The organism is Streptomyces sp. Y309, from assembly GCF_056712025.1.
In genome coordinates this window covers 557,771-578,620 of sequence record NZ_CM160048.1, presented here as the reverse complement: position 1 = coordinate 578,620, position 20,850 = coordinate 557,771, and the positions used below count along the sequence as shown (strand labels likewise).

Annotated in this window: 19 protein-coding genes and 2 pseudogenes; 7 read left to right on the top strand and 14 right to left on the bottom strand. The window is 69.4% G+C overall.

Features of this window, described 5'->3' with window-relative positions:
• Positions 1 to 22 precede the first annotated feature (22 nt).
• From AC0KTA_RS02340 to AC0KTA_RS02330, 3 genes are all read left to right on the top strand, one after another.
• Positions 23 to 1,459: a class I adenylate-forming enzyme family protein gene (locus AC0KTA_RS02340; RefSeq protein ID WP_481053389.1), complete on the top strand. Its 1,437-nt coding sequence runs from the start codon at positions 23 to 25 to the stop codon at positions 1,457 to 1,459.
• A complete protein-coding gene (locus AC0KTA_RS02335; RefSeq protein ID WP_481053388.1) occupies positions 1,456 to 2,475 on the top strand; it encodes an ACP S-malonyltransferase in 1,020 nt (339 codons plus the stop codon). The genes AC0KTA_RS02340 and AC0KTA_RS02335 overlap by 4 nt, the downstream gene beginning before the upstream one ends.
• 790 nt (positions 2,476 to 3,265) lie before the next feature.
• Positions 3,266 to 4,894 (top strand): flavin monoamine oxidase family protein, encoded by a 1,629-nt coding sequence (locus AC0KTA_RS02330; protein ID WP_481053387.1) that lies wholly within the window; start codon positions 3,266 to 3,268, stop codon positions 4,892 to 4,894.
• 71 nt (positions 4,895 to 4,965) lie between these two features.
• On the opposite strand, the gene AC0KTA_RS02325 is transcribed toward AC0KTA_RS02330, so the two are convergent.
• Positions 4,966 to 5,190 carry a hypothetical protein gene (locus AC0KTA_RS02325; protein WP_481053386.1) on the bottom strand — a complete coding sequence of 75 codons (225 nt, stop codon included), beginning with the start codon at positions 5,188 to 5,190 and terminating at the stop codon, positions 4,966 to 4,968.
• 28 nt (positions 5,191 to 5,218) lie between these two features.
• Between AC0KTA_RS02325 and AC0KTA_RS02320 the strand changes: the two genes are divergently transcribed.
• Both AC0KTA_RS02320 and AC0KTA_RS02315 read left to right on the top strand, forming a co-directional pair.
• Positions 5,219 to 5,392: a hypothetical protein gene (locus tag AC0KTA_RS02320; RefSeq protein ID WP_481053385.1), complete on the top strand. Its 174-nt coding sequence runs from the start codon at positions 5,219 to 5,221 to the stop codon at positions 5,390 to 5,392.
• Positions 5,393 to 5,903: 511 nt separating this feature from the next.
• Positions 5,904 to 6,266: pseudogene (locus AC0KTA_RS02315) on the top strand (oxidoreductase C-terminal domain-containing protein); the annotation flags it as partial.
• 146 nt (positions 6,267 to 6,412) lie between these two features.
• Here AC0KTA_RS02315 and AC0KTA_RS02310 read toward each other — a convergent pair.
• The 3 genes from AC0KTA_RS02310 to AC0KTA_RS02300 form a co-directional block, all read right to left on the bottom strand.
• A complete protein-coding gene (locus AC0KTA_RS02310; protein WP_481053384.1) occupies positions 6,413 to 6,697 on the bottom strand; it encodes an NAD-dependent epimerase/dehydratase family protein in 285 nt (94 codons plus the stop codon).
• A gap of 113 nt (positions 6,698 to 6,810) precedes the next feature.
• The gene (locus tag AC0KTA_RS02305; protein ID WP_481053383.1) at positions 6,811 to 7,536 is read right to left on the bottom strand and encodes a 4'-phosphopantetheinyl transferase family protein; all 726 of its coding nucleotides are present in this window, start codon (positions 7,534 to 7,536) and stop codon (positions 6,811 to 6,813) included.
• Positions 7,533 to 8,444 (bottom strand): metallophosphoesterase family protein, encoded by a 912-nt coding sequence (locus AC0KTA_RS02300; protein WP_481053382.1) that lies wholly within the window; start codon positions 8,442 to 8,444, stop codon positions 7,533 to 7,535. The genes AC0KTA_RS02305 and AC0KTA_RS02300 overlap by 4 nt, the downstream gene beginning before the upstream one ends.
• A gap of 248 nt (positions 8,445 to 8,692) precedes the next feature.
• On the opposite strand from AC0KTA_RS02300, the gene AC0KTA_RS02295 reads away from it, so the two are divergent.
• Positions 8,693 to 9,466: a thioesterase II family protein gene (locus tag AC0KTA_RS02295; protein WP_481053381.1), complete on the top strand. Its 774-nt coding sequence runs from the start codon at positions 8,693 to 8,695 to the stop codon at positions 9,464 to 9,466.
• On the opposite strand, the gene AC0KTA_RS02290 is transcribed toward AC0KTA_RS02295, so the two are convergent.
• Together AC0KTA_RS02290 and AC0KTA_RS02285 are read right to left on the bottom strand one after the other, a co-directional pair.
• On the bottom strand, positions 9,390 to 9,866 hold the full coding sequence (locus AC0KTA_RS02290; RefSeq protein ID WP_481053380.1) for a LuxR C-terminal-related transcriptional regulator: 477 nt from the start codon (positions 9,864 to 9,866) through the stop codon (positions 9,390 to 9,392). The genes AC0KTA_RS02295 and AC0KTA_RS02290 overlap by 77 nt on opposite strands.
• 33 nt (positions 9,867 to 9,899) lie before the next feature.
• Positions 9,900 to 10,328, bottom strand: a complete 429-nt coding sequence (locus AC0KTA_RS02285) for a beta-ketoacyl synthase N-terminal-like domain-containing protein (protein WP_481053379.1) — start codon at positions 10,326 to 10,328, stop codon at positions 9,900 to 9,902.
• Between the two features lie 405 nt (positions 10,329 to 10,733).
• On the opposite strand from AC0KTA_RS02285, the gene AC0KTA_RS02280 reads away from it, so the two are divergent.
• A complete protein-coding gene (locus AC0KTA_RS02280; protein ID WP_481053378.1) occupies positions 10,734 to 11,045 on the top strand; it encodes a hypothetical protein in 312 nt (103 codons plus the stop codon).
• A gap of 61 nt (positions 11,046 to 11,106) precedes the next feature.
• Here AC0KTA_RS02280 and AC0KTA_RS02275 read toward each other — a convergent pair whose 3' ends face one another.
• The 8 genes and pseudogenes from AC0KTA_RS02275 to AC0KTA_RS02240 all read right to left on the bottom strand — a co-directional run bounded on the left by AC0KTA_RS02275 (position 11,107) and on the right by AC0KTA_RS02240 (position 20,740).
• Positions 11,107 to 11,682: a helix-turn-helix transcriptional regulator gene (locus AC0KTA_RS02275; protein WP_164327954.1), complete on the bottom strand. Its 576-nt coding sequence runs from the start codon at positions 11,680 to 11,682 to the stop codon at positions 11,107 to 11,109.
• Positions 11,683 to 13,659: 1,977 nt separating this feature from the next.
• Positions 13,660 to 13,902, bottom strand: a pseudogene (locus tag AC0KTA_RS02270) (IS5/IS1182 family transposase); the annotation flags it as partial.
• Positions 13,903 to 14,163: 261 nt separating this feature from the next.
• Positions 14,164 to 14,436 carry a hypothetical protein gene (locus AC0KTA_RS02265; protein ID WP_481053377.1) on the bottom strand — a complete coding sequence of 91 codons (273 nt, stop codon included), beginning with the start codon at positions 14,434 to 14,436 and terminating at the stop codon, positions 14,164 to 14,166.
• 194 nt (positions 14,437 to 14,630) lie between these two features.
• Positions 14,631 to 14,768 carry a hypothetical protein gene (locus tag AC0KTA_RS02260; RefSeq protein ID WP_481053376.1) on the bottom strand — a complete coding sequence of 46 codons (138 nt, stop codon included), beginning with the start codon at positions 14,766 to 14,768 and terminating at the stop codon, positions 14,631 to 14,633.
• Between the two features lie 167 nt (positions 14,769 to 14,935).
• Positions 14,936 to 16,345 (bottom strand): acyltransferase, encoded by a 1,410-nt coding sequence (locus AC0KTA_RS02255; RefSeq protein WP_481053375.1) that lies wholly within the window; start codon positions 16,343 to 16,345, stop codon positions 14,936 to 14,938.
• A gap of 511 nt (positions 16,346 to 16,856) precedes the next feature.
• A complete protein-coding gene (gene adh / locus AC0KTA_RS02250) occupies positions 16,857 to 18,380 on the bottom strand; it encodes an aldehyde dehydrogenase (protein ID WP_481053374.1) in 1,524 nt (507 codons plus the stop codon).
• Positions 18,381 to 18,698: 318 nt separating this feature from the next.
• The gene (locus AC0KTA_RS02245) at positions 18,699 to 19,979 is read right to left on the bottom strand and encodes a GAF domain-containing protein (protein ID WP_481053373.1); all 1,281 of its coding nucleotides are present in this window, start codon (positions 19,977 to 19,979) and stop codon (positions 18,699 to 18,701) included.
• A 179-nt stretch (positions 19,980 to 20,158) separates the two neighbouring features.
• Entirely contained in the window at positions 20,159 to 20,740 is a 582-nt protein-coding gene (locus AC0KTA_RS02240) for an N-acetylmuramoyl-L-alanine amidase (RefSeq protein ID WP_481053372.1), read from the bottom strand.
• Positions 20,741 to 20,850 lie beyond the last annotated feature (110 nt).

The following is a 20,850-nucleotide window of genomic DNA, read 5'->3' as shown; positions in this document are numbered from 1 at the left end:
AAGAAAGGCTCAGTGAAACCCGATGACCGCAAAGGTCTTTGCGACGGAAGCGGTGCATTCGCTTCCCGAGTTCGAACAGAGGGCCCTGACCATCGCCGAAGCGCTCCGCGAGCGCGGGGTCGGCGACGGCACCCGGGTCATGCTGAAGGCCGGCAACTCCGCCGGCTTTGTCGGGGTCCTCCTCGCCCTGATGCACACCGGCGCGTCGATCGTCATGGTCGACCACCAGGAACGGGCGGAGGCCACCCAGCGCATCTGCGACCTGGCCGGGGTCAAGATCTGCGTGGTCGACGACGACACGCCGATGCCCGCGAACAGCCCGGCCCAGGTCACCGTCTACCAGCTGCTCGCGGCGTCCATGGAGCAGACCGCCGCCGAGCCGCGGCTGTCCCTCGACGCCTGGTGCGAGCTGCCCGACGGCCTGATCATGTGGTCCTCCGGATCCACCGGGGAGCCCAAGGGCATCGTCAAGACCGGGGCGAAGTTCCTGAAGAACCTGGAGCGCAACGCCCAGCAGGTGGGCCATCGCCCCGATGACGTCCTGCTGCCGCTGCTGCCCTTCTCCCACCAGTACGGGCTGTCCATGGTGCTCATCGCCTGGCTGGTCAAGTGCTCGCTGGTCATCGCGCCCTACCGACGCCTTGACCGGGCGATGACCATGGCGGGCACCTGCGGGGCCACGGTGGTCGACGCCACCCCGGCCAGCTACCGCAGCATGCTCAACATGATCGGCCGCAAGCCCGCCCTGGCGGACGAGCTGTCCGGTGTCCGGATGTTCTGCAGCGGGGCGGCCCCGCTGGACCCCGGCCTGGTCGCCGACTACGTCAAGCGATTCGGACTGCCCCTGCTGGACAGCTACGGCAGCACCGAGGCCGGGAACGTGGCCTTCGCGACCGAGGACAACGCGGTCGCCTGCGGGCGGGCCGTCGAGGGCCTGAAGCTGCGAATCGTCGACGACGAGGGCGCCGTCCTCACCTCCGGCGAGGTCGGGGAGATCCAGATCCACTCGCCCGACCTGATGGAGGGCTATCTGGCGGAGGACGGCACGGTCACCCCCGTCGACCCCGCCAGGACCGACTGGTACCCCACCGGCGACTTCGGCTATCTGGACGGCGCGGACAACCTCTTCGTCCTCGGCAGGAAGGCCGCGGCGCACCGCAACGGCCACACGCTCTATCCCGAGATCATCGAGCACAAGCTGGCCGCGGCCGGCTGCCTGGTCAAGGTCGTCCCGGTCCCCGACGAACAGCGCGGCTGCCAGCTCTTCTTCTTCGTGGAGGACGAGCAGCGGCGCGAGCCGCGGCACTGGCGAGAGCCGATCACCTCCCTGCTGCCCGACGTCGAGCACCCCAACCGCATTCACGTCCTGGAGCGATTTCCCCTGAACCGAAACGGCAAGCCCGACAAACGACAGCTCGAGCAGCTGGCTCTCGACCTGGCGACGCGAGCGAAGGCATGACGGAGCAGCAGACCACCGAGCCGCAGGCCACAGAGCCGCAGACATCCGATCCGGAGACCAGCCGTACGGCGATGGTCTTCCCCGGGATGGGGCCCTTCCGCTTCACCGATGTGGGCGAGTTCCTGCTGACCAACCCCCATGCCCGGCGCCGGCTCGCGATCGCCGACGAGGTGGTGGGGTACTCCGTGTTCGACCGGTACCGCCAGTCGGACGCCGACGAGGAGGCGCAGTACGCCGCGCACACCCAGATCGCCTTCCTGACCGTCTGTCTCTCCCTCGCCGACTGGGCGGAGGAGACGCTGGGAGAGCGGCCCGAGCTGTGCGCCGGACCGAGCTTCGGCCAGCGGGCCGCGGTGACCTACGCGGGGTCCCTGCCGTTCGAGGAGACCGTGCGGCTCACCGCCGAACTGGCGCGCTGCGAGGAGGAGTACTTCCGGCAGGAGCACCGTGAGGCGGTCACGCACTGCGTGATCCACACCCCCGAGGAGCGGCTTCAGGAGGCGCTGGCCGAACTGGACGCCGAGGGGGAGTGGCACGACGTCTCCGGCTACATCGACCAGGGCTTCTACCTCGTGTCCCTGCGCGAGCCCGTGCTTGACCGGTTCAAGAAGCGGATCGGCGAGCTCGGGGGATACAACATGTACACCATGTGGCCGCCCGTGCACGCCCCGGCGTTCGGCGCCCTGCGCCGCAAGGCGGAGGAGGAGGTCCTCGGCACCTTCGAGGTGGCCGACCCCAAGCTGCCGGTCGTCGCCGACCAGAACGGCGAACTGCTGACCGGCGCGGACGGTGTGCGCACCATGCTGCTCGACACCTTCGACCGCCCGATCCGCTGGCCGGACATGGTGGAAACGATGCGGGAGCAAGGCATCACCAAGGTCTGCATCGCGGGTCCGGACAATCTCTTCGGCCGGGTGAACCGTACTGTGGACAACTTCGAGGTAGTGGCCATCGACGCCCGCAAGGCGATGCGCCCGCGGGTCCGGCAGAGGAGCGCCCGCCGGGCGAGGCGCTGATGGTGGGCGCTGCCCCCGGGCAGCGCCCACCATGTCATTGACCGATCGATCTCAAAGGGTAAGCGTGCCCGTATGGCACGGAGGAAGGAATTTGTATCCGGCCGCGCTCGACCGCTTCCTCTCCGGCGCCGCGGGGCCGAGCCCGGCCGGCATCCTGGCGTCGCGGACACCGGCCCTGGACGCCGTCCGGGATCGGGTTGTCCGCTCGGAAGGCTTCCTTTCACAACGCTGCGTTGAAAACACAGAGTTGAGGCATCGAAGTGCGTCTTCCCGCGTTCCGCACGAAATGACGGCGCGTCAACAGCCATCCCCTGTAGGGGGACTGCGCTCCGCCTGTCTGATGCCCTTCATCTCTCGTGCAGCACCGCGTTCAGCTGCTCAACTACCGCAAGCGGCCCCTGCGTTCGTGGCACACCTTTTTTAGGATCTCGATGGTCTGCTGCTGTTCGCGGTTCTCATTGCGCAGCCGCCGCACGTCCTCCCGTTCGGCGCTGGTCAGCTCAACTCCTCGGTCTACCGCTTCGTGTCCGGGCTGGTCGGTGCCGGGCGGCCGTGACCAGCAATTCCCTAGAGTCCTCTGTCCTCGCTGGTCCGTGCCCTGCATGGCGTGCTGGGCTATGGGTCGCCCACCCACCACAGGAAGAAGCCATGTGTGATGCGCGAGGTCAGGGTTTGTTACCACGGGGAAGGGCCGGTCGGCCCGAAGCGGGTCCCGGCGTGACGAGGGGATAGGTCCAACATGCTCCTCACCGCCCTCCACGGGAATGGCCCGTCGAGCTCTCGAATCACCATGCTCTGCCCCGACTTTCCCTTCGCCTACGACGACTGGCTGCGCCACCCGGCGGGCCTGGGCAGCGTCCCGGCCGACGCTATGGGAACCGAGGTCGCGATCGTCGGCGGCGGGATGGCCGGGCTGGTCGCCGCGTACGAACTGATGCGGATGGGACTGCGTCCGGTTCTCCACGAGGCGGGACGCCTGGGCGGCCGGATGCGCTCCGCCGGCTTCGACGGGTTTCCGGACGAGGTGGCCGAGCTGGGGGCCATGCGGTTCCCGCTCTCGGCCACCGCGCTGTTCCACTACGTCCGCACGCTGGGCCTGCGCACCACGCCGTTCGCCAACCCGCTCAGCCCCTGCACCCCCATGACGGTGTTGGACATCGGCGGCGTCACCCATTGGGCCCGGACCGAGGCCGATCTGCCGCCCGTCTACCGGGAGGTCGCTGACGCCTGGGACAAGACGTTGCGCGAGCAGGCCGACGTATGGGTCATGCAGGAGGCGATCCGCACCCGGGACACGGCCACGATCAAGGCGATGTGGAACCGCCTCGTGCCGCTGCTGGACGACCAGTCCTTCTACGGCTTCCTCAGTTCCACGCCCGCCTTCGCCTCCTTCCGGCTCCGTGAGCTCTTCGGGCAGGTCGGCTTCGGCACCGGCGGCTGGGACACCGACTTCCCCAACTCGATGCTGGAGATCCTCCGCGTCGTCTACACCGAGGCCGACGTTGACCAGCAGACCATCGAGGGAGGCTGCGAACAGGTACCGCTGGGCCTGTGGCGGCACGCTCCCGAGGGCCTCGCGCACTGGCCGGCCGGTACGTCGCTCGCCACGCTCCACGAAGACCGGCCCCGGCCCGCCGTCACCGCGCTGCGTCGTGCGGGGGAACGTATCGAGGTCACCGACGCCGACGGCCGGACGCGCGGCTACCGGGCGGTGGTCTTCACCGGGCAGCACCGGCTGCTGAACAGCCGGGTCGCCTGCGACGACGCGCTGCTGCCCGGGCCGGTCCGGTCGGCGATCGAGCGCACCCACTACATGAGTTCCTCCAAACTGTTCGCGCTCACCGACCGGCCGTTCTGGCTGGACATCGACGCCGCGACCGGGCGGGACGTGATGGGCATGACGCTCACCGACAGGCTGCCGCGTTCGGTGTACCTCTTCGGCCGGGGGCCCGGCCGACCCGGAGTGATGTGTCTGTCCTACACCTGGAACGACGACTCGCAGCGGGTCGCCGCGTTGTCCGCCGAGGAGCGGTTGGAGGTCGTCCTGCGCTCGCTCGGCGAGATCTATCCGGGCGTGGACATCCGGTCGCACATCATCGCGCCGCCGGTGGCCGTCAGCTGGGAGAACGAACCCTGGTTCACCGGAGCCTTCAAGGCCAACCTGCCGGGCCACTATCGCTACCAGCGCCGCCTGTTCACCCACTTCATGCAGGGTGCGCTGCCTGAGCACCAGCGGGGATTCTTCCTGGCCGGCGACGACGTCTCCTGGACCGGCGGCTTCGCGGAGGGCGCGGTCACCACGGCGCTGAACGTCGTGTGGGGTGTCGTACGTCATCTCGGCGGCGGCAGCCATCCGGCCAACCCCGGGCCGGGGGATGTGTTCGCCGAGCTCGCGCCCCTGGAACTGGACGAGTTCTGACCCGGAGGCACCACGAAGAAGCGGTCCCGTGTGCACCCGGCACACGGGACCGCTTCTTCGTGGCAGATCCCTCAGTCGCGCTGCCGCAGCGTCCGGTCCGGAGTGGCCGAGAGCAGTTCGAAGTCGGTCGTGTCGAGCAGCATGGTGCGAAGGCCCGCGGCCGTCGTCAACGGTGAGCCGTCCTGGTCGGCCACCACCGGCAGCCCGGGTGTCGAGAAGCCGAAGTCGCCGAAGACCTCCTCCTCGACCCGTTGGCGCAGCTTTCCGAAGGCGGCGGCGTGCACCGGCGGGCTCATCGTGTAGAGGGAGCATGTAACTCATGCAGTGGACGGCGAACTTGCGGCCGGCCACGAAGAGGTTGCCGACCGCGACGAGGCGGCCGAAGCCGCCGGTCGGGTACCAGCCGCGATCGGCCTCCTGGACGGTGCCGTCGTCGCCAGGAAGCCCTGCATCATGTCGGGCGTGAGTACGAGGATCTCCCCGAACGTCTTGACGTAGTCGGCGATCAGGTGGCCGCCGAGCGAGGCCGTGCCGCTGCAGAACATCCGTACCCCGGCCGGCTCGGCCTGTGCGGCGGGGCGATGATGTCGAGGATGCTGCGGTACGTCGCCGGTGTCGCGTCCAGGACCGTGGCACCTGGCCGACGACGTGGAGGTCGTCGCCGCGCTGCTGCCTGCCCAGCGCAGGATCCGGCTGCGCGCCCCCGACGCCTACGACCGCCTCGGCATCGACCTGCGGCCGGGCACCGACGCTGTCGGCCTGGACCGCACCGGCCGCACGGTCGAACTCGCCGACGGCCCCTGGCTGCCCGCCGACGCCGTGGTCGTCACCACCGGCGTACGGCCCCGGCGGCTGCCCGGCGGCGACGGGCTGAGCGGTGTGCCCGTGCTGCGCACCCTCGACGACGCCCTCGCCCTGCGGACGGCTCTGATCGGCGGGCCCCGGCTGGTGGTGGGCTGCTGCCCGTCGGCGTCGTGCTCGTGGCGACCGGTTCGCTGCCCAGCACCGAGTGGCTGCGAGGCGGGGGAGTCCCGGCCGACGGCGGAGTCGTCTGCGGCGCGCTCGGTGCGGCCGGGCCCGGGGTGTGGGCCGTGGGCGACGTGGCGAACCGGCCCGACGGTGCCGCGAACACCGCACACAGGCCACCGAACAGGCCGTGGCCGTCGCCCGGAACCTGCTCGCCGGCGCCGGGGCCACGCCCTTCGCGCCCTTGCCGTACTTCTGGACCGACCAGCAAGATCTCAAGGTCCAGGTGTTCGGCGAGGTCGGCGGGACCGAGCGGTGCCACGTCGTCGAAGGAAGCCCCACCGAGGGGAAGTTCGCCGCGGTCTACGGCATCGGCGGCCGGGTCCGCGGCGACGTCGCCGTCGACCTGTCCCGCGCCGCCGCCGGGGTGGTTGCGGCGCATGGTGCAGAGCGGGTTCGCGCCCTCGTGGATCGTCACCCGCCCGTCCAGGACGGTGCGGACGGGCGTGGGCAGCAGGTGGTACGGCCGCTGGAGCCGGCCCACGACACGCCTCAGCCGCAGGATCGGATACGGGACGCCCGAGGAGCGCACCACTCCAGGGCCGGCTTGTGCCGACCGTACACGGACGGCGGCCGTACCGGGCCGGTCACGGTGGCTTCGCCGTCGGGGAAGCCGTACATGGAGAAGGAGGCCGTCGAGAAGAACACCAGCCGCCGCCCGGCCCGTCGGCGCTCCTCCAGCGCGTCGTAGACGACCTCGGCCTCACGGTCGTACTGGGCGGGGCGGGCGGTGGAGGTGCTGGAGACCCCGGCGGCGACGAGGCCGGCCCGTGGCACCCGCCGCGGGCCGTGATGGGGGACGGGGGTGGCTCTGGGACTGCGGGACGTGTCGGCATCAGCTGCCTCGTCTGTGTCTCAGCCGGTGTCTCGGCCGGTGTCTCGGCCGGTTCTCAGGCGGGCCGCTCGGTGCCGGAGCCGACCGCGGGGAGCGTCAGCGCGGTGAGCACCATGCCCTCGCCCACCAGCCACCGGCCCGTCAGGTCCACGGCCCCGCCGTCGGCCGCCCGTATGAGCTCGGGCGGCAGGGGCACCAGCAGCCGGACCGAGAACGTGCCGTGCTCCAGGCCCGCCGCTCCTGGCTCGCGGGTGAAGCGCAGCCGGGCGTCCTCGAAGCCGAGCGGTTTGAGGGTGAGGGGGAACCACACCTTGTAGACCGCCTCCTTGGCGCTGAACAGCAACCGGTCCCAGGGGATGTGGGGCGCCGCGCTCGTCAGCCGGGCCAGGTCGGCCCGTTCCTCGGGCAGCGACACCGCGTCGAGGACACCGTCCGGCAACGGGCCGGCCGGTTCGGCGTCGATGCCGAGCCCCGCCAGATCGCGATCGTGGGCGACCGCGGCCACCCGGTAGCCGTCGCAGTGGGAGATCGCGCCGACCACCCCGGCGGGCCAGCAGGGCGCACCCGACGGGCCCGGCAACAGCGGGGCCGCCGTGCGGCCGAGCGCGGCCAGCGACAGGCGGGCGCAGCGGCGGCCGGTGGCGAACTCCCGTCGCCGCTTGACCACCGCCCGGGCCACCGTCGCGGCCTCCTCCGGGAACAGCGGCGGAGCCGCCAACTCGCCGCGCACCTCGGTCACTTCGACCTGGTCCGGCAGCAGCCGACGCATCAGCGGCGTCATCGGGCACCTCGCTGGGACAGGGCACCCCGGCGGGGCAGGATCTCGCGCGGCAGCGGATCGGGTCGGCCGCGGGCCTGCCACTCGCGCGGGTAGCCCAGAGACACCTCGCGGTGCGGCACCTCGTCGTGCCAGGTGGTGCGGGGGATGTGGAGATGGCCGTAGACCACGGTGACTGCCCGGTAACGGCGGTGCCAGTCGTGGGTGGCGGTGGTGCCGCACCACAGCGCGAACTCGGGGTACCTGAGGGTCCGGGTGGGCTCGCGCACCAGCGGGAAGTGGTTGACCAGCACGGTGGGCAGTTCGGGCGGGCAGGCGTCCAGCCGCTCACGGGTGTACGCCAGCCGCGCCCGGCACCAGGCGGCGCGGTCCGGGTAGGGGTCGCTGTGCAGGAGGAACTCGTCGGTGGCCACGACCCCCGCCTCCTCGGCCCGCGCGAGCGCGTCGGCGGTGCCGGTGGCACCCGGCGGCAGGAACGAGTAGTCGTACAGCAGGAACAGCGGCGCGATCACCACCGGCCCGTCCGGGCCCGGCCAGTGCGCGTACGGGTCCTCCGGAGTCAACACACCGAGGGATCGGCACAGTTCGACAAGACCGCGGTAGCGGGCCTCGCCACGCAGCCGCACCGGGTCGTCGGGGTGTGTCCACAGTTCGTGGTTGCCCGGCACCCACACCACCTGGGCGAACCGCTCGGCCAGCAGCCGCAGCGCCCACTCGACATCCGCGGTCAACTCCCCGATGTCACCCGCGACGATCAGCCAGTCGGAGAGGTCGGAGGGGTGCAGATCCTTTACGACCGCCCGGTTCTGCTCGTAGGCGACGTGCAGGTCGCTGACCGCGAAGAGCCGTCTGCCCGTGGGGCCGCGTACTGCTTCGCCGTTGGAGATCCGCGGATTCGTGGTGCTGGGCATGCCGAACTCCTCGCTGCGCGTCCGGCGCCTCGATTCGCGTCCGGCGCTCAGATTTATGCCATCGGCCCACCCGTTCCTTCAACGCGTGACCGGCGTGCCGGGCCAAGGACAAGGGATTCGCCCAGACTTCCCGACGCGTGACCCCCCTGGACTCACGCGTCCCCGATAGTGGTGCGGTGTCCACCTGAACAGGCAATGCTCCACAGTCGATACACAGAAGCAAAGAGAGAAAAGGGAATGGAAGCAGCGTGAGTGTGAGCCCCCATGACGACGGCCAGTGGTGCCGCCGGTTCCAACCGGTGTCCCCCGCCGCCCACCGTCTGATCTGCTTCCCGCACGCGGGGGGCTCGGCCAGCTACTACGTGCCCGTCGCCAACGCCCTCGCCCCGCACGTCGACGTCGTCGCGCTGCAGTACCCGGGCCGCCAGGACCGGCGCAGGGAACCGCTGATCGACGACATCGGCACACTCGCGGACCGCGTGCACGAGGCGCTGCGCGGCGAGGCCGACCGGCCGCTCACCTTCTTCGGCCACAGCATGGGCGCGCTCCTCGCCTTCGAGGTCGCTCGAAGGTTCGAGCGGGACGGCCGCACGGCCCCCGTACGGCTCTTCGTCTCCGGCCGGCTGGCCCCCTCCCGCCACCGCGAGGAGAACGTCCACCTACGCGACGACGAGGGGGTCATCGCCGAGGTCAAGGCCCTGAGCGGCACCGACGACCGGGTGCTCGGCGACGACGAACTCCTACGCATGATCCTGCCCGCGCTGCGCGGGGACTACCGGGCAGTGGAGACATACCGCTGCCCGCCCGGCGTCACGGTGGACATCCCGGTCACCGCCCTGGTCGGCGACAGCGACGCCAAGACGACGATCGACGAGGCCCGCGACTGGGATCGGCACACCACGGCCGACTTCGACCTGCGGATCTTCCCCGGCGGGCACTTCTACCTCAACGAACGCGCCGCTGACGTGCTGAGCGTCCTCGACGAGCACTTCGCGGCGCTGAGCGTCCCGGACGGGGTCTGAGCCGGAGCCGGAGCCGAAGTGGGAACGGCACCGTCCGGCCCTCCGGCCTTCCCCTGTCGAACAGGCCCGCGTCCTTGAGCGCGGCGGCGAGCCCCGGGCGGCCGGAGGTCGACATCTTGCGGTAACAGCTCGTCAGATGTTTCTCCACCACCCGTCCGGAGACGCCGAGGGTGTCGGCCATGGCCTGGCTGGTCAGCCCCTGGGCCACCATCCGCTCCGTCGGCGTCAACGGCACCGGGGCGGCCCCGCCGACCGCCGTCGGCCCGAGCGTCTCCTGGGCCCCGGCGGCGACCCGGGCCGCGTTGCACGCGACGGCCAGGTCGTACGCCGTACGCAGCGCCTGCTCCGCCTCGTGCGCCCGGTACGGTGCCACCGTCTCCGCGAGCTGCTGCAGGACCACCGCCCGCGCGGCACCAAGCCTGCTGCGGGCAGGTCAGGAGAGGTGGTTGGCGATGAGGGCGCGGTGCGCGCCGGTGAAGGTCCGGTGCGTGACGCGCTCGTCGCCGAGCCGGTGGAGCAGCGTGGCGTAGTCGTCGTGGGCGGCTCCTATGAACACGCCGGTCCTCGTGCCGCCGTGCGCGTCGGGAACGATGCGGGAGTCCTCCAGGGCCTCCTGGGGGAGTTCGAGAACGAGTCGCTGCTGGGAGTCGATGAGGTCCGCCTCCGGAGGGGAGACCCCGAGGAATCCGGCGTCGAAGCGCTCGACCTCGTCGAGGAACGCACCCCAGCGGCACGCCTCTTCAGCGCCCTGAACACACTCGCCCGAGCCCGTCTCGGTGTCCGTGCCCGCGCCCTCGGTGTCGTTCTTGCCCTCGGCATCGGCGTCGCCGAGGCGCAGCCGGTCGGCGGGAGTGGGCCGCACCGAGCTGTCCCCGGCCCGCAGCAGCCGCCACAGGGCCTCAGGGCTCGGGGCGCGGCGCCCGGCAGTTGGCAGGCCATGCCGATGACGGCGATGGTGTTCAGCCTTCGGGCACCGCATGCACGCCGACGGCGCGCGTGCCGCCGGCTCTTCACGCCAAGGGCGCATGTACTAAGGCGGCCCCTAGAATCCGCCCGGCCCCATGCACTTCACGAGGTCTCGGCGCGCCCCGTGTTTTGGGAAACGACCAGATGTCGCGCCGAGGGCGAAACAGGTGTTGCGCATACCCAGGTCTTCCTCCTTAATAGGTCCGGCCCCCCCGAAGCGACGGGAGTTGTATGCCCGGGATCCTGGATCGGCACAGGTGGCGATGGACTGGCCGGTTCGGAAGAGACGGAGGAACGCATAATGAGCGCGGAGCTCGTGGAAATCCGAAAAGCCTTGATGAAGCTACGTGGCAGCCTGAACGCGCTGCGGAACGGCCAGGGCGACTCTCCGTACGTCCGCAGGCTGATGAATGATCTAGACCGTTTTGAGCTGGACATGGACGACCCCGAATCGCGGGACCAGTTGGCCTCGATGACCGCCTCTGTGGCCACGTTGACGCAGATGGCCGTGGCGAACGTCGCCCGCGATGTCGTCCGCATACAAGAGAGTTTCGACCACAAAGTGGCCTGGCACGACGCTGACGACGAGGGGATCGGCGGCCACCGCCGCTGAGCGGCCGCCCGGCTCCGCGGCGGCCGCCGGGACCGACAGCCGGGTGGCCGCTCTTCGTCGGTCACTTCACGAAGTCGGGCAGCACGCGGGGCGGCCAGCTGCCGACCGTGAAGACGCCCATCGCATAGGCGCGGGAGACCAGCGTGGCGCGGTTGGGCGCCTTGAATCGGCGCAGCATCAGACCCACGTGGTACTCGACGCCCTGACGGCTCAGGTACAGACGCGAGGCCAGCTGGACGGTCGATGCGCCGGTGGCGACCCCCTCCAGGATGCGGGCGTCGAGAGGCGTGAGGAGAGGCGTCGACTTCGCTGCCGGGGCCGCCTCGGACAGGTCGTCGTCGGGGGTCATCAGGACGACGACACCTGAGAAGGCGTCCCCCTCTCCCTGGATCGCTATGCCTGTTATCTCGGTCGAGAAGACCCGGTCATGGCCGCGTTTCGCGACCACTTTCTCCACGAATCTTCCGCCATGGCCGTCCGAGAGATGGCTGAAATGCTTGGGCAGGATGTTGCGGGCGCTCGGGTGCAGCACGTCGTAGATGCTCTGCCCGCAGATCTCCCGTGAGGGACGCGCGACATGACGGAAGAAGTCGGAGTTCGCTGCTTCGATGTTGAGCTCGGCGTCGAGACTCGCCATACAGGTGAAAAGGTGCGGCCCGTTTGTCCGACGATTTCGGTGAACAGTGTTTTGCACGGGTAGGGGAAGGCCGCCGGCCATGGTCGTTCGGTCGGTGTTCTGGAGCATGAAAACCTCTCCCGAGTGTCGGCTGAACAATAAATCCGCAGCGGAATCGGCGCTGCAAACCAGTGGAAGGATCGGATGCGCTATTTCTGTGCCGCTGGCGGTGACATCATGGTTGGCTTACTTCGAGAGTCAACGATTCACCTGACCCGCAGCGGAAAAACTGCGATGCCCCTGCGGGGCGGGCGGCCACGCACTGAATCTGCGTACTCGTCGGAGGGCGTCATCGGGTTGACCGGCACCGCGAGCGCGCTTGCTGCTCGCTGGCCCGGTTTCAGGCGCCGGCCAGAGCGGACCGTCGGGGAGTGACAGATCGAGTGGCAAGTGGTGCCGCTTCGGCAGATCCACTCCCGTATCGACGGCCGGGCCGCCCTGTCGCCGACATCTGCGCCGTCGTGGTGGCTGATCTGCATGATCAGAAAGGTAGGGATCAGAATGAGCCGACACTAATGAGCCGACACTAGAGATATACGGTCAGAGCTGTTGCCCAAATGGGCATGTCTTCCTGGTCACGAAGGATCGGGCTGAATCGTGGCAGCGGACCTCGAGGACGTGGACACAGTGTGCAGCACGGAGTTGACCTTGCGGTTGCCGCCGATGTCGAGCCGGTGGCGGCGGGCCCGGGCGTGGCCTTGCCGGAGGAGACGGCCAGTAGAGCGGCACCGCACCCGCGGGCGAACTGCCCCTGTAACTGAGCCGCCTGCGCCGTGGACGGCATGGCGGTGACACCTATGACGGCAAGGGTCAACGTGCCCCAAATGTGCGGCTTCCTCAGCGACTTCCTCATGGTGGCCCGTCCTCTGCCTCGCATCGCGACCCCGGTGCTGTTACCCGGGTCTCTGTCTCGAGGAGGCTAGGAACAGGCGATCAATAGCTGATCAACGCCCGACAAACACCACTCGCGCCGCCGGCCGCCACGACCCGCCGCCCTGCCAGGCGCCGAGGATGAGGACGAACGTGGAGGGGGTTCGGGGCGTGGTACGGCTGCCTTCCCTCATCGGGGAACAGATCACACACGCGATGCGCCGGAACCCCGAGAAGTTCGCTCGCCGGAGATTTTTGAAGAGTCAGCTGTCGTCCGCGAAGCGGTGGAATCAGCCGCAGTTGCCGCACCTGGTCGGACTCGAGGAAGAGCAGCCACGAGGTGTGTGGCGGACAGTGGAGCGCAGCGCTGGGAGGGTTGAGCACGTCGGTCTCCCAGACCACGATGCCGCCGCTGGTCACCACGCCGGTGAGGCGTTGCCGCACGCCAACGCCCATGCCGGAGTCCACCACCCCGGCCAGGCGGGGTGGTGCCGCGCGTACGGCCGTCGGGCCACGACTGTGCGTCGTCCGCCTGCCCTAAGTCCTGTCTCGCGATGTCAACCATGTTCAAGGGACTCCGTTTCTGAACATCTAGTGTGCTGCTGCGTTTGAAATCGTGGCAGGTGTGAGCGGCTGTTTCGGCCCTTGTAGCTGGTGAGCGGCTAAGTACAGGGAAACCGGACGCGAACCGTAGTGTCCTTGTCAGGTCCGTCGGACGGCTGCTGGGGTGGGTGGCCGGGGCGCTTCATGGGTCCTGCTGTGTCAGCGGGAGCCGGTGAGTACGGCGGTGACGAGTTCGGTGCGGGAGCGATTCCGGTGCGGACGTACAGCCGGGACAGGCGCCGGGCGACCGCGCCCTCGGTGAGTCGCAGGACGGAAGGATCCCTGGCGCGTCTTGATCCCGCCCCGGGTGTCCGCCGATCCGTCCGAGCAGTACGGGTCCGCGAGAACAGAGAGGGACACGAGCTGAACGCGGCGGGAGATACGCAGTTGAAGCTTCCCCCTTGGCCGTGGGCACCTGGACACTCCGGTGAGGAGAAGGCCAACTACCCGATCGTGCTGCTGTGGCAGCAGGCGCCGGGACTGGAGCCGGGCGAAGGCGTGCTCGCCGGATGCGCGCAAGCGGCCTGGTCCCGGGTGTCCTGCTGATAGCGCTCTGGCAGTTCGCGGTGGCCGGAGCAGGGAGTCCGGTCGGTGGCGCCGGCTCCCTGGCAGGCGCGGTCCGCCAGGATGAGAACTGCGGTCCGCCAGGATGAGAACTTATGGTGCGAGACACGCCTGGACGATCCCCTGGGCTCGGGCCGCGGCCAGGCGGTTGTCGGTTCGCCAGCCGTCACGATGATCGAGGCATCGCAGCAACACGGCCCAGGAAGCAGGGTCCCGTGGCACGGGGTGGGGTCGTTTGCCGAGCCGAACCGTCTGGGCCAGCGGCGGAAGAGTTCACGCTGCTGATCGAGAGTGAGTGTCCGGCCGCGGAAGCCGTTCGACTCCTTCACGGTCAGGGTCCGGGTGGGACCGACCAGCGCCATCTTCTGGGGGAGTGCGCGAAGCGGAAGAACTGCCGCAGCACGGTCAGCCTGCGCTTGCGCCCCCCTTGGGCAGCGTGACCAGGAATGCCTCGACGTCATGAACATCCACCAGGGCCCAGTCGGTCTTGGCTCGATGGTTCATGAGGAACAGTGTCAGGTCCCGCATGGTGGCCAGGGCCGTTTCCAGCGTGTGATCACTGCGGGGCGGGTTCCCGCCCCGCGGGCGCCCGGCGGCGAGCCGTTCGGACTGGTCGGCGGGCAGGGCCAGGCCGCGCAGGGTGAAGAAGTCCTCGAGGGCACGGGCGAAGGAGCCCACGGACCGACCCGGTCTGGGGGACCGTTCGATAAGTGCCTGGGGCGAGTTGGAGCGCTCGTCCTGAAGGAGGCGGCCCAGGTCCACGACGAATCCGCATGCCCGGCCGACACAATGGCGGGCTGCGACATGAGCGACGAAATCGTCCAACCAGGCGCACGGGTCGGGCAGTTGGTCGCAAAGGTGTTCACCGCGGATCAAGAGGCGAACCCGCGAGCCTGCCAGGACGCGACGAACGCGTCGACGCACACGGCCTGGAACTGCCACGGGTCCATCACCAGCGGCACCTGCGGGACGGCCCCACCCGCGATGACCTGCAGTCTCGCCTCGCCCACCGGCACACCTTCCTCACGCCTGAACGCTCAAGGCAGCACCTGGAGAAAACGGGGGTCACCACGAGATTCAACGAGGACCGCTGGAGGGGGAATACGGCCAGGTGGCAGCAGGAACTCTCGATGGGGAACAAGTGCTGGCCCCAGATGGATTCGACGAGATCATGCCCTCACTGCTTCGCTTTGGCATCCATAAAAGTCAGCGGAAATACTTCGCCGGAATCCGCGTAATGGTGGAACCGGCCGGCCCAGGACGGCTCCTGAAGGGCACGGACCTGGGCACGGGGCAGTGCCATATGCACATCGCGGGCACCGTCCTGGTCGGCCGGGGTCGGCGCGATGTGCACGGTCCAGGGAACCACCATGGAGGTGAAGTCGTACCAGAAGGGGGTGCCTTGCCCGAAGTCGATGCTGTAGAAGGGCAGCTTCGACCAGTTGTTGATCGCGATCGTGCTGTCGAACGAGTCCAGAGCCATCGTGGTCATGACGCGCTTGAAGCGCCCCGCATCGCGTTCGGCACAGAGAAATGCCACTTCCTCGCGGATTCTCTCCTCCGTGTTCTCGGCATGAGCCGCGCGGACCGTCACGGCGACCTCGCCGAGGGGGCGGGAGCGCAGTTCGGCTGCGGTCATCCTGGGCCGGGTATTGGTGACGGCGTTGCCCCAGTAGTCATCCGGTACGGCTCCGCCGACGAACGAACGGAAGTCGGCGATGAGGCCGAGCCTTTCCTCGCTCGTGTCGGGGCGGTCATGCAATGCGCCGAGGACTTTCCAGAGATGGGCGGTCAGCGCGTCATTGGTCGACACCCACCGCTCCGTGCCCGCGAGGTCGGCCATCGCGGTGACCTTGATGGTGGCCAGTTCAGCCGCCGTGAAGCGGGTGGTCACCGTCGTCACGCTGCCGAGGCTGCCCCGCAGGATGCGGCCGAGGAAGGCGGCCTTCTGGCCTCGCTCCATGACCGTGAGATGGGCGCCGCCCGTACAGGTGTCACCCGCGGCCGACGCGGCGAGCGCGTCGATGACTCCACGGTCGTGGCTGGGCTTGGGGTACCCGAGGCCCCGGTGCTCGCGCGCCCAGCTCTCCAGGAAGCTCATATAGCTGGTCCCGTCGGCCACGGCGTGGTTCATCGTGAGGCCCAGAATGGAGCCGCCGCCTTTCATATGGGTGAGCTTCACCGTGAAAAGCGGCGTATCGCGGTCAACCACCCAGAACGGCATGGCGTGACTGAGATGGCGCTCCAGCCCCTTTTTCGCCGTGTGGCGAGGCCCGTAGTCCGGCATGGGCACGGATGCGTGTGCCTCGACGAAGCGCACACCGGCGTCGTCGCAGAGCACGCTGAGACCGCCGTCGGGATCCCTCTTCATGCGGCCGGCAAGGATCGGGAAGTTGCGCAATGTCCTGCCGAGGGAGGCGCGGAGCGCCTCGCCGTCGAGTGTCTCCCGGTAGAAAAAGACACGAGGCGTGTAGACCGTGCCGATGAGCATGTCGTAGACGCTCAGCCGTATGCGGTCACCGCTCGCCTCTCCGGCACGTACGGCGAACGTTCGCTTGGCGCCGCTCTCGGTGGCGGATGCCGTCATACTCACACGCTCTTTCGTCCGGACCGAACACGCTGTCGCGTCGACGCGTTGACTCTAAACCCCCGATCGTGAGCGGCCTCATGGAGTGGAACCGGGTTTAGGGAAACCCCCCACCTTCCGTCGAAGTCGATCTTTCCCGGGGGTCGTGGGCGTGTCACGGGGCGTCCGGTCCTGCGGGCGCACATCGACCGCTTCGGTGTGGCAGGCGACGGCCGGCTGTTCCGGAGCCAGGCCGGCAAGTACGTCGATGCGTCCGCGTACACCAAGAACTGGGCGCGGTCGCGTGAGACCGTGTTGACAAGGCTGGAGTGGGACCGCGTCAGCCGAGGGGAGGCATGGGAGGGCTGCGCGGGGCGCGTTTGGTCCGTGACTGGTCCGGAAGCAGTGGTCAGGAGTGGGATTCCCGCGGGAGGAACTGGAATTCATCGAGCAAAACGGACTCGCTGATGATTGCGTCGTCGGGAGGCGCCTGACGGGCGAAAGCCCAGGTCAGGCGCCTCTGTTTGCGCGTCTAGAAGAAGCCGAGCTTCTTCGGCGAGTACGACACCAGAAGGTTCTTCGTCTGCTGGTAGTGCTCCAGCATCATCTTGTGCGTCTCACGGCCGATACCGGACTGCTTGTACCCGCCGAACGCCGCGTGGGCCGGGTACGCGTGGTAGCAGTTCGTCCATACGCGGCCCGCCTGGATGGAACGGCCCGCGCGGTACGCGGTGTTGATGTCCCGCGTCCACACCCCGGCACCCAGGCCGTACAGGGTGTCGTTGGCGATCTTGATGGCGTCGTCGAAGTCGTTGAAGGACGCGACCGACACGACCGGGCCGAAGATCTCCTCCTGGAAGATCCGCATCCGGTTGTCGCCCTCGAAGATCGTGGGCTGGACGTACCAGCCGCCCGCCAACTCGCCGTCGTAGTCGATGCGGTGGCCGCCCGTCAGGACCTTGGCGCCTTCCTGCTGGCCGATGTCCAGGTACGAAAGGATCTTCTCCAGCTGGTCGTTGGACGCCTGGGCGCCGATCATCGTGTCGGTGTCGAGCGGGTGTCCCGGCTTGATCTGCTCGGTCCGGGCGATCGCCGCCTCGAGGAACTCGCTGTAGTGGCCGCGCTGGATCAGCGCCCGCGACGGACACGTGCACACCTCACCCTGGTTCAGCGCGAACATGGTGAAGCCTTCGAGCGCCTTGTCGCGGAAGTCGTCGTCGGCGGCCCACACGTCGTCGAAGAAGATGTTCGGGCTCTTGCCGCCCAGCTCCAGCGTCACCGGCTTGATGTTCTCCGAGGCGTACTGCATGATCAGCCGCCCCGTCGTCGTCTCCCCGGTGAAGGCGACCTTCGCGACGCGCGGACTGGACGCGAGCGGCTTGCCCGCCTCCACGCCGAAGCCGTTCACGACGTTGACCACGCCGGGCGGCAACAGGTCGCCGATCAGGCTCAGCCAGACGTGGATCGACGCCGGGGTCTGCTCGGCGGGCTTCAGGACGACCGCGTTCCCGGCGGCGAGCGCGGGCGCCAGCTTCCACGTCGCCATCAGGATCGGGAAGTTCCACGGAATGATCTGCGCCACCACGCCCAGTGGCTCGTGCAGGTGGTACGCGACGGTGTCGTCGTCGATCTGGCTGAGCGAGCCCTCCTGCGCGCGGATCACCCCCGCGAAGTAGCGGAAGTGGTCGATGGCCAGCGGAATGTCGGCGGCCAGCGTCTCCCGCACCGGCTTGCCGTTCTCCCAGCTCTCCGCCACCGCGAGCGTCTCGAGGTTGGCCTCCATGCGGTCGGCGATCTGCCGGAGGATGGCTGCGCGCTCACCCACGGACGTACGGCCCCACGAGGGCGCCGCCGCGTGCGCCGCGTCCAGCGCGCGCTCCACGTCCTCGGCCGTGCCCCGGGCGATCTCGGTGAACGGCTGCCCGTTGACCGGACTCGGGTTCTCGAAATACTGCCCCCGCGCCGGCGCCACGTACTCCCCGCCGATGAAGTGGTCGTACCGGGCCTGATAGGAGACGACTGCGCCCTCCGTACCGGGCGCTGCGTAACGGGCCATCTTGACTGCCTCCCCGGACACGCCGCCCGCCGTCGGGCAGCTCTCCGCGCGAGGCTAGGGACGCGGAGGTTGCAAGGAGGTTGCGGGGCGTGCGCGTTCGCTGTGCCCCAGTCGGCCGCCGGGCCGACGCAGGCGCACCATCCCGCCCTCGTGCGCGCCGGGAAGATGTCCGTGTGGCTCCGCGTGGCGTGGGCACCGCCATCCGCCCTCGCGTGCGCCAGGAACGTCTTCCAAGCGTGGGCCCGCGAAGTGCTGCCCGGCGTGTGTGCCGGGGAAGTCCTGCCTGGCGTACGGCGGGAGCTCCTGCCTGGCGTGCACCTAGGGGCGGCGGCCGACGGGGCTCGCCGGGGCGGCCGTCAGCTCCGTGTCGAGGGTCCGCAGCCGCGCCACGACGGGCGCCGTCGGCCGCACCGCCGCCAGGGCGCGCCACACCTCCACGTCGTCCTCGCCCCACGGCGCGTGCACCCAGTCCGACAGGAGGTCCGGGTCGCCGCGCGCGATGAGCGCCGCCCGTACCTGGTCGGTCAGCCTCCGCCGCAGCCGCACCACCGCGGGCGCCTGCGACCCCGGCAGCAACGGGCCCGCGTACGCCGACACGGCCGCCGTCACCGCCCCGCACCCCAGCCGCCGCTCGACGACATCCACGTCCGACGTGACCGGCACCGCGAGGCGGTACGGCCGGGACCGCAGCATCTCCGGCCCCAGCACCTGCCGCAGCCGCGCCAGCTCCGCCCGCAGCGTCACCGGCGTCACTGACTCGTCCGCGTACAGCGCGCACAGCAACTCATCCCCACTCAGCCCCTCCGGATGACGGGCGAGCAGCACCACGATCTCGCTGTGCCGTCGGCTCAGCCGCAGCTTGCGACCGCCCACGACCAGCAGGCCCTCGTCCCGCCCGAGTGCCGTCAGCTCCAGCGTCCCGTCGGCCTCCACCGGCGGTGCCAGCAGCGCCAGTTGGGACTCCGCCGCTCGCGCGACGGCCTGCACGAAGGCCAGGCTGTGCGGGTGCGCCAGGCCGTCCCCGCCGGTGATGTCGACGGCACCGAGCAGGCGACCGGAGCGGGGGTCGTGCACGGGAGCCGCCGCGCACGTCCACGGCTGCACCCTGCGCACGAAGTGCTCCGTCGCGAACACCTGCACCGGCCGGTCCACGGCCACCGCCGTCCCCGGCGCGTTCGTACCCATCGCCGACTCCGCCCACCGCGCGCCCGGCACGAAGTTCATCCGCCCCGCCCGCAGCCGCGTGGCCGGATGGCCCTCGACCCAGAGCAGCCTGCCGTGCGCGTCGCACACCGCCAGCAGGTGCTCCCCGTCCTTGGCGAAGCCGCCGACCAACTCGCGGAACAGCGGCATCACCCGCGACAGCGGATGCTCCGCCCGATAGGCCCCCAGGTCCCCGGCCGTCAGCTCGACCGAGGCCCCGGTGTCCTCCGGGCTGACCCGTGCCCGCGCCGAGCGACGCCAGGACTCGGCGACCACGGAGCGCACGGGGCGCGAGACGGTTCCCGCCGCCGTGAACCGCTCATGCGCGCTCCGCATCGTCCGCACCCGCTCGGCGGGGTCGGTGCCGGGCTCCAGAGCCAGCCATGGATCGGTCAACTCGGGCCTCCCGGGACGGCGATGCGGTGCTGCCATCGTCACCCCGGGAACAGAAGCCGACAACCGTCCGCGCACCGACACTGGCCCGTCTCCGACTGCCGCTGCCGGAAGCCGCGTGACGTCTGCGTGACGCCTGCGGCGACCGTGCAGGATGGTCGGCCGCCTCAAAGGTGATGCGATCAGACGGAGTTGATCAGTCGGATGTAGCGCGTCCAGTCCCAGTACCGGCCGGGGTCGGTGTGATCCGTACCGGGGACCTCGACGTGGCCGATGATGTGCTCGCGGGTCTTCGGGATGCCGTACTTCTTGCAGATCGCCGCGGTCAGGGCCGCCGACTCTTCGTACATCTCGTCCGTGAAGTATTCCGGTTTGTCCACCCACCCTTCGTGTTCGATGCCGATGCTGCGTGTGTTGTAGCTCCAATTGCCCGCGTGCCAGCCGACGTTGCGCTCGCGGACGCACTGCGCGATGTGCCCGTCCGCCGAGCGGATCACATAGTGCGCGGAGACCTTCTTCGCCGGGTTCTTGAAGATGGCGAGGGTGTCGGCGTACGTCTCCTGCGTGACGTGAATGATCACGTAGTCGATCGGATAGGTGCTGGGGCGGTTGGAGACGGTGTAGTTGGAGGTGCTGGCCGGGACCCATTCGGCCGAGGGGTAGTCGACCGCGCGCGGAGCGGCAGCGGCGTGATGGGCGGTCAGGAGGGCGGACGGAATCGCGGCGAGAGCCGCGCCCTGGAGCAGTCGACGCCTGCTCGGCAACAGCCTCCTCGATCCTTCCTGTACCTCTACCTCGCTTTCCTGTATCTCGTTCCCGGCTGCTGCTGTCTCGTTCTGTGGCGTTTCCTGTGGCGTGTCCTTCGCTCGGGCTC

Coding starts and splice junctions, on each gene's coding strand:
- AC0KTA_RS02340 (WP_481053389.1), top strand. CDS start 23: ATGACCGCAAAGGTCTTTGCGACGGAAGCGGTGCATTCGCTTCCCGAG.
- AC0KTA_RS02335 (WP_481053388.1), top strand. CDS start 1,456: ATGACGGAGCAGCAGACCACCGAGCCGCAGGCCACAGAGCCGCAGACA.
- AC0KTA_RS02330 (WP_481053387.1), top strand. CDS start 3,266: ATGCTCTGCCCCGACTTTCCCTTCGCCTACGACGACTGGCTGCGCCAC.
- AC0KTA_RS02325 (WP_481053386.1), bottom strand. CDS start 5,190: ATGAGCCCGCCGGTGCACGCCGCCGCCTTCGGAAAGCTGCGCCAACGG.
- AC0KTA_RS02305 (WP_481053383.1), bottom strand. CDS start 7,536: ATGACGCCGCTGATGCGTCGGCTGCTGCCGGACCAGGTCGAAGTGACC.
- AC0KTA_RS02300 (WP_481053382.1), bottom strand. CDS start 8,444: ATGCCCAGCACCACGAATCCGCGGATCTCCAACGGCGAAGCAGTACGC.
- AC0KTA_RS02280 (WP_481053378.1), top strand. CDS start 10,734: ATGAGCGCGGAGCTCGTGGAAATCCGAAAAGCCTTGATGAAGCTACGT.
- AC0KTA_RS02275 (WP_164327954.1), bottom strand. CDS start 11,682: ATGGCGAGTCTCGACGCCGAGCTCAACATCGAAGCAGCGAACTCCGAC.
- AC0KTA_RS02255 (WP_481053375.1), bottom strand. CDS start 16,345: ATGACGGCATCCGCCACCGAGAGCGGCGCCAAGCGAACGTTCGCCGTA.
- adh (WP_481053374.1), bottom strand. CDS start 18,380: ATGGCCCGTTACGCAGCGCCCGGTACGGAGGGCGCAGTCGTCTCCTAT.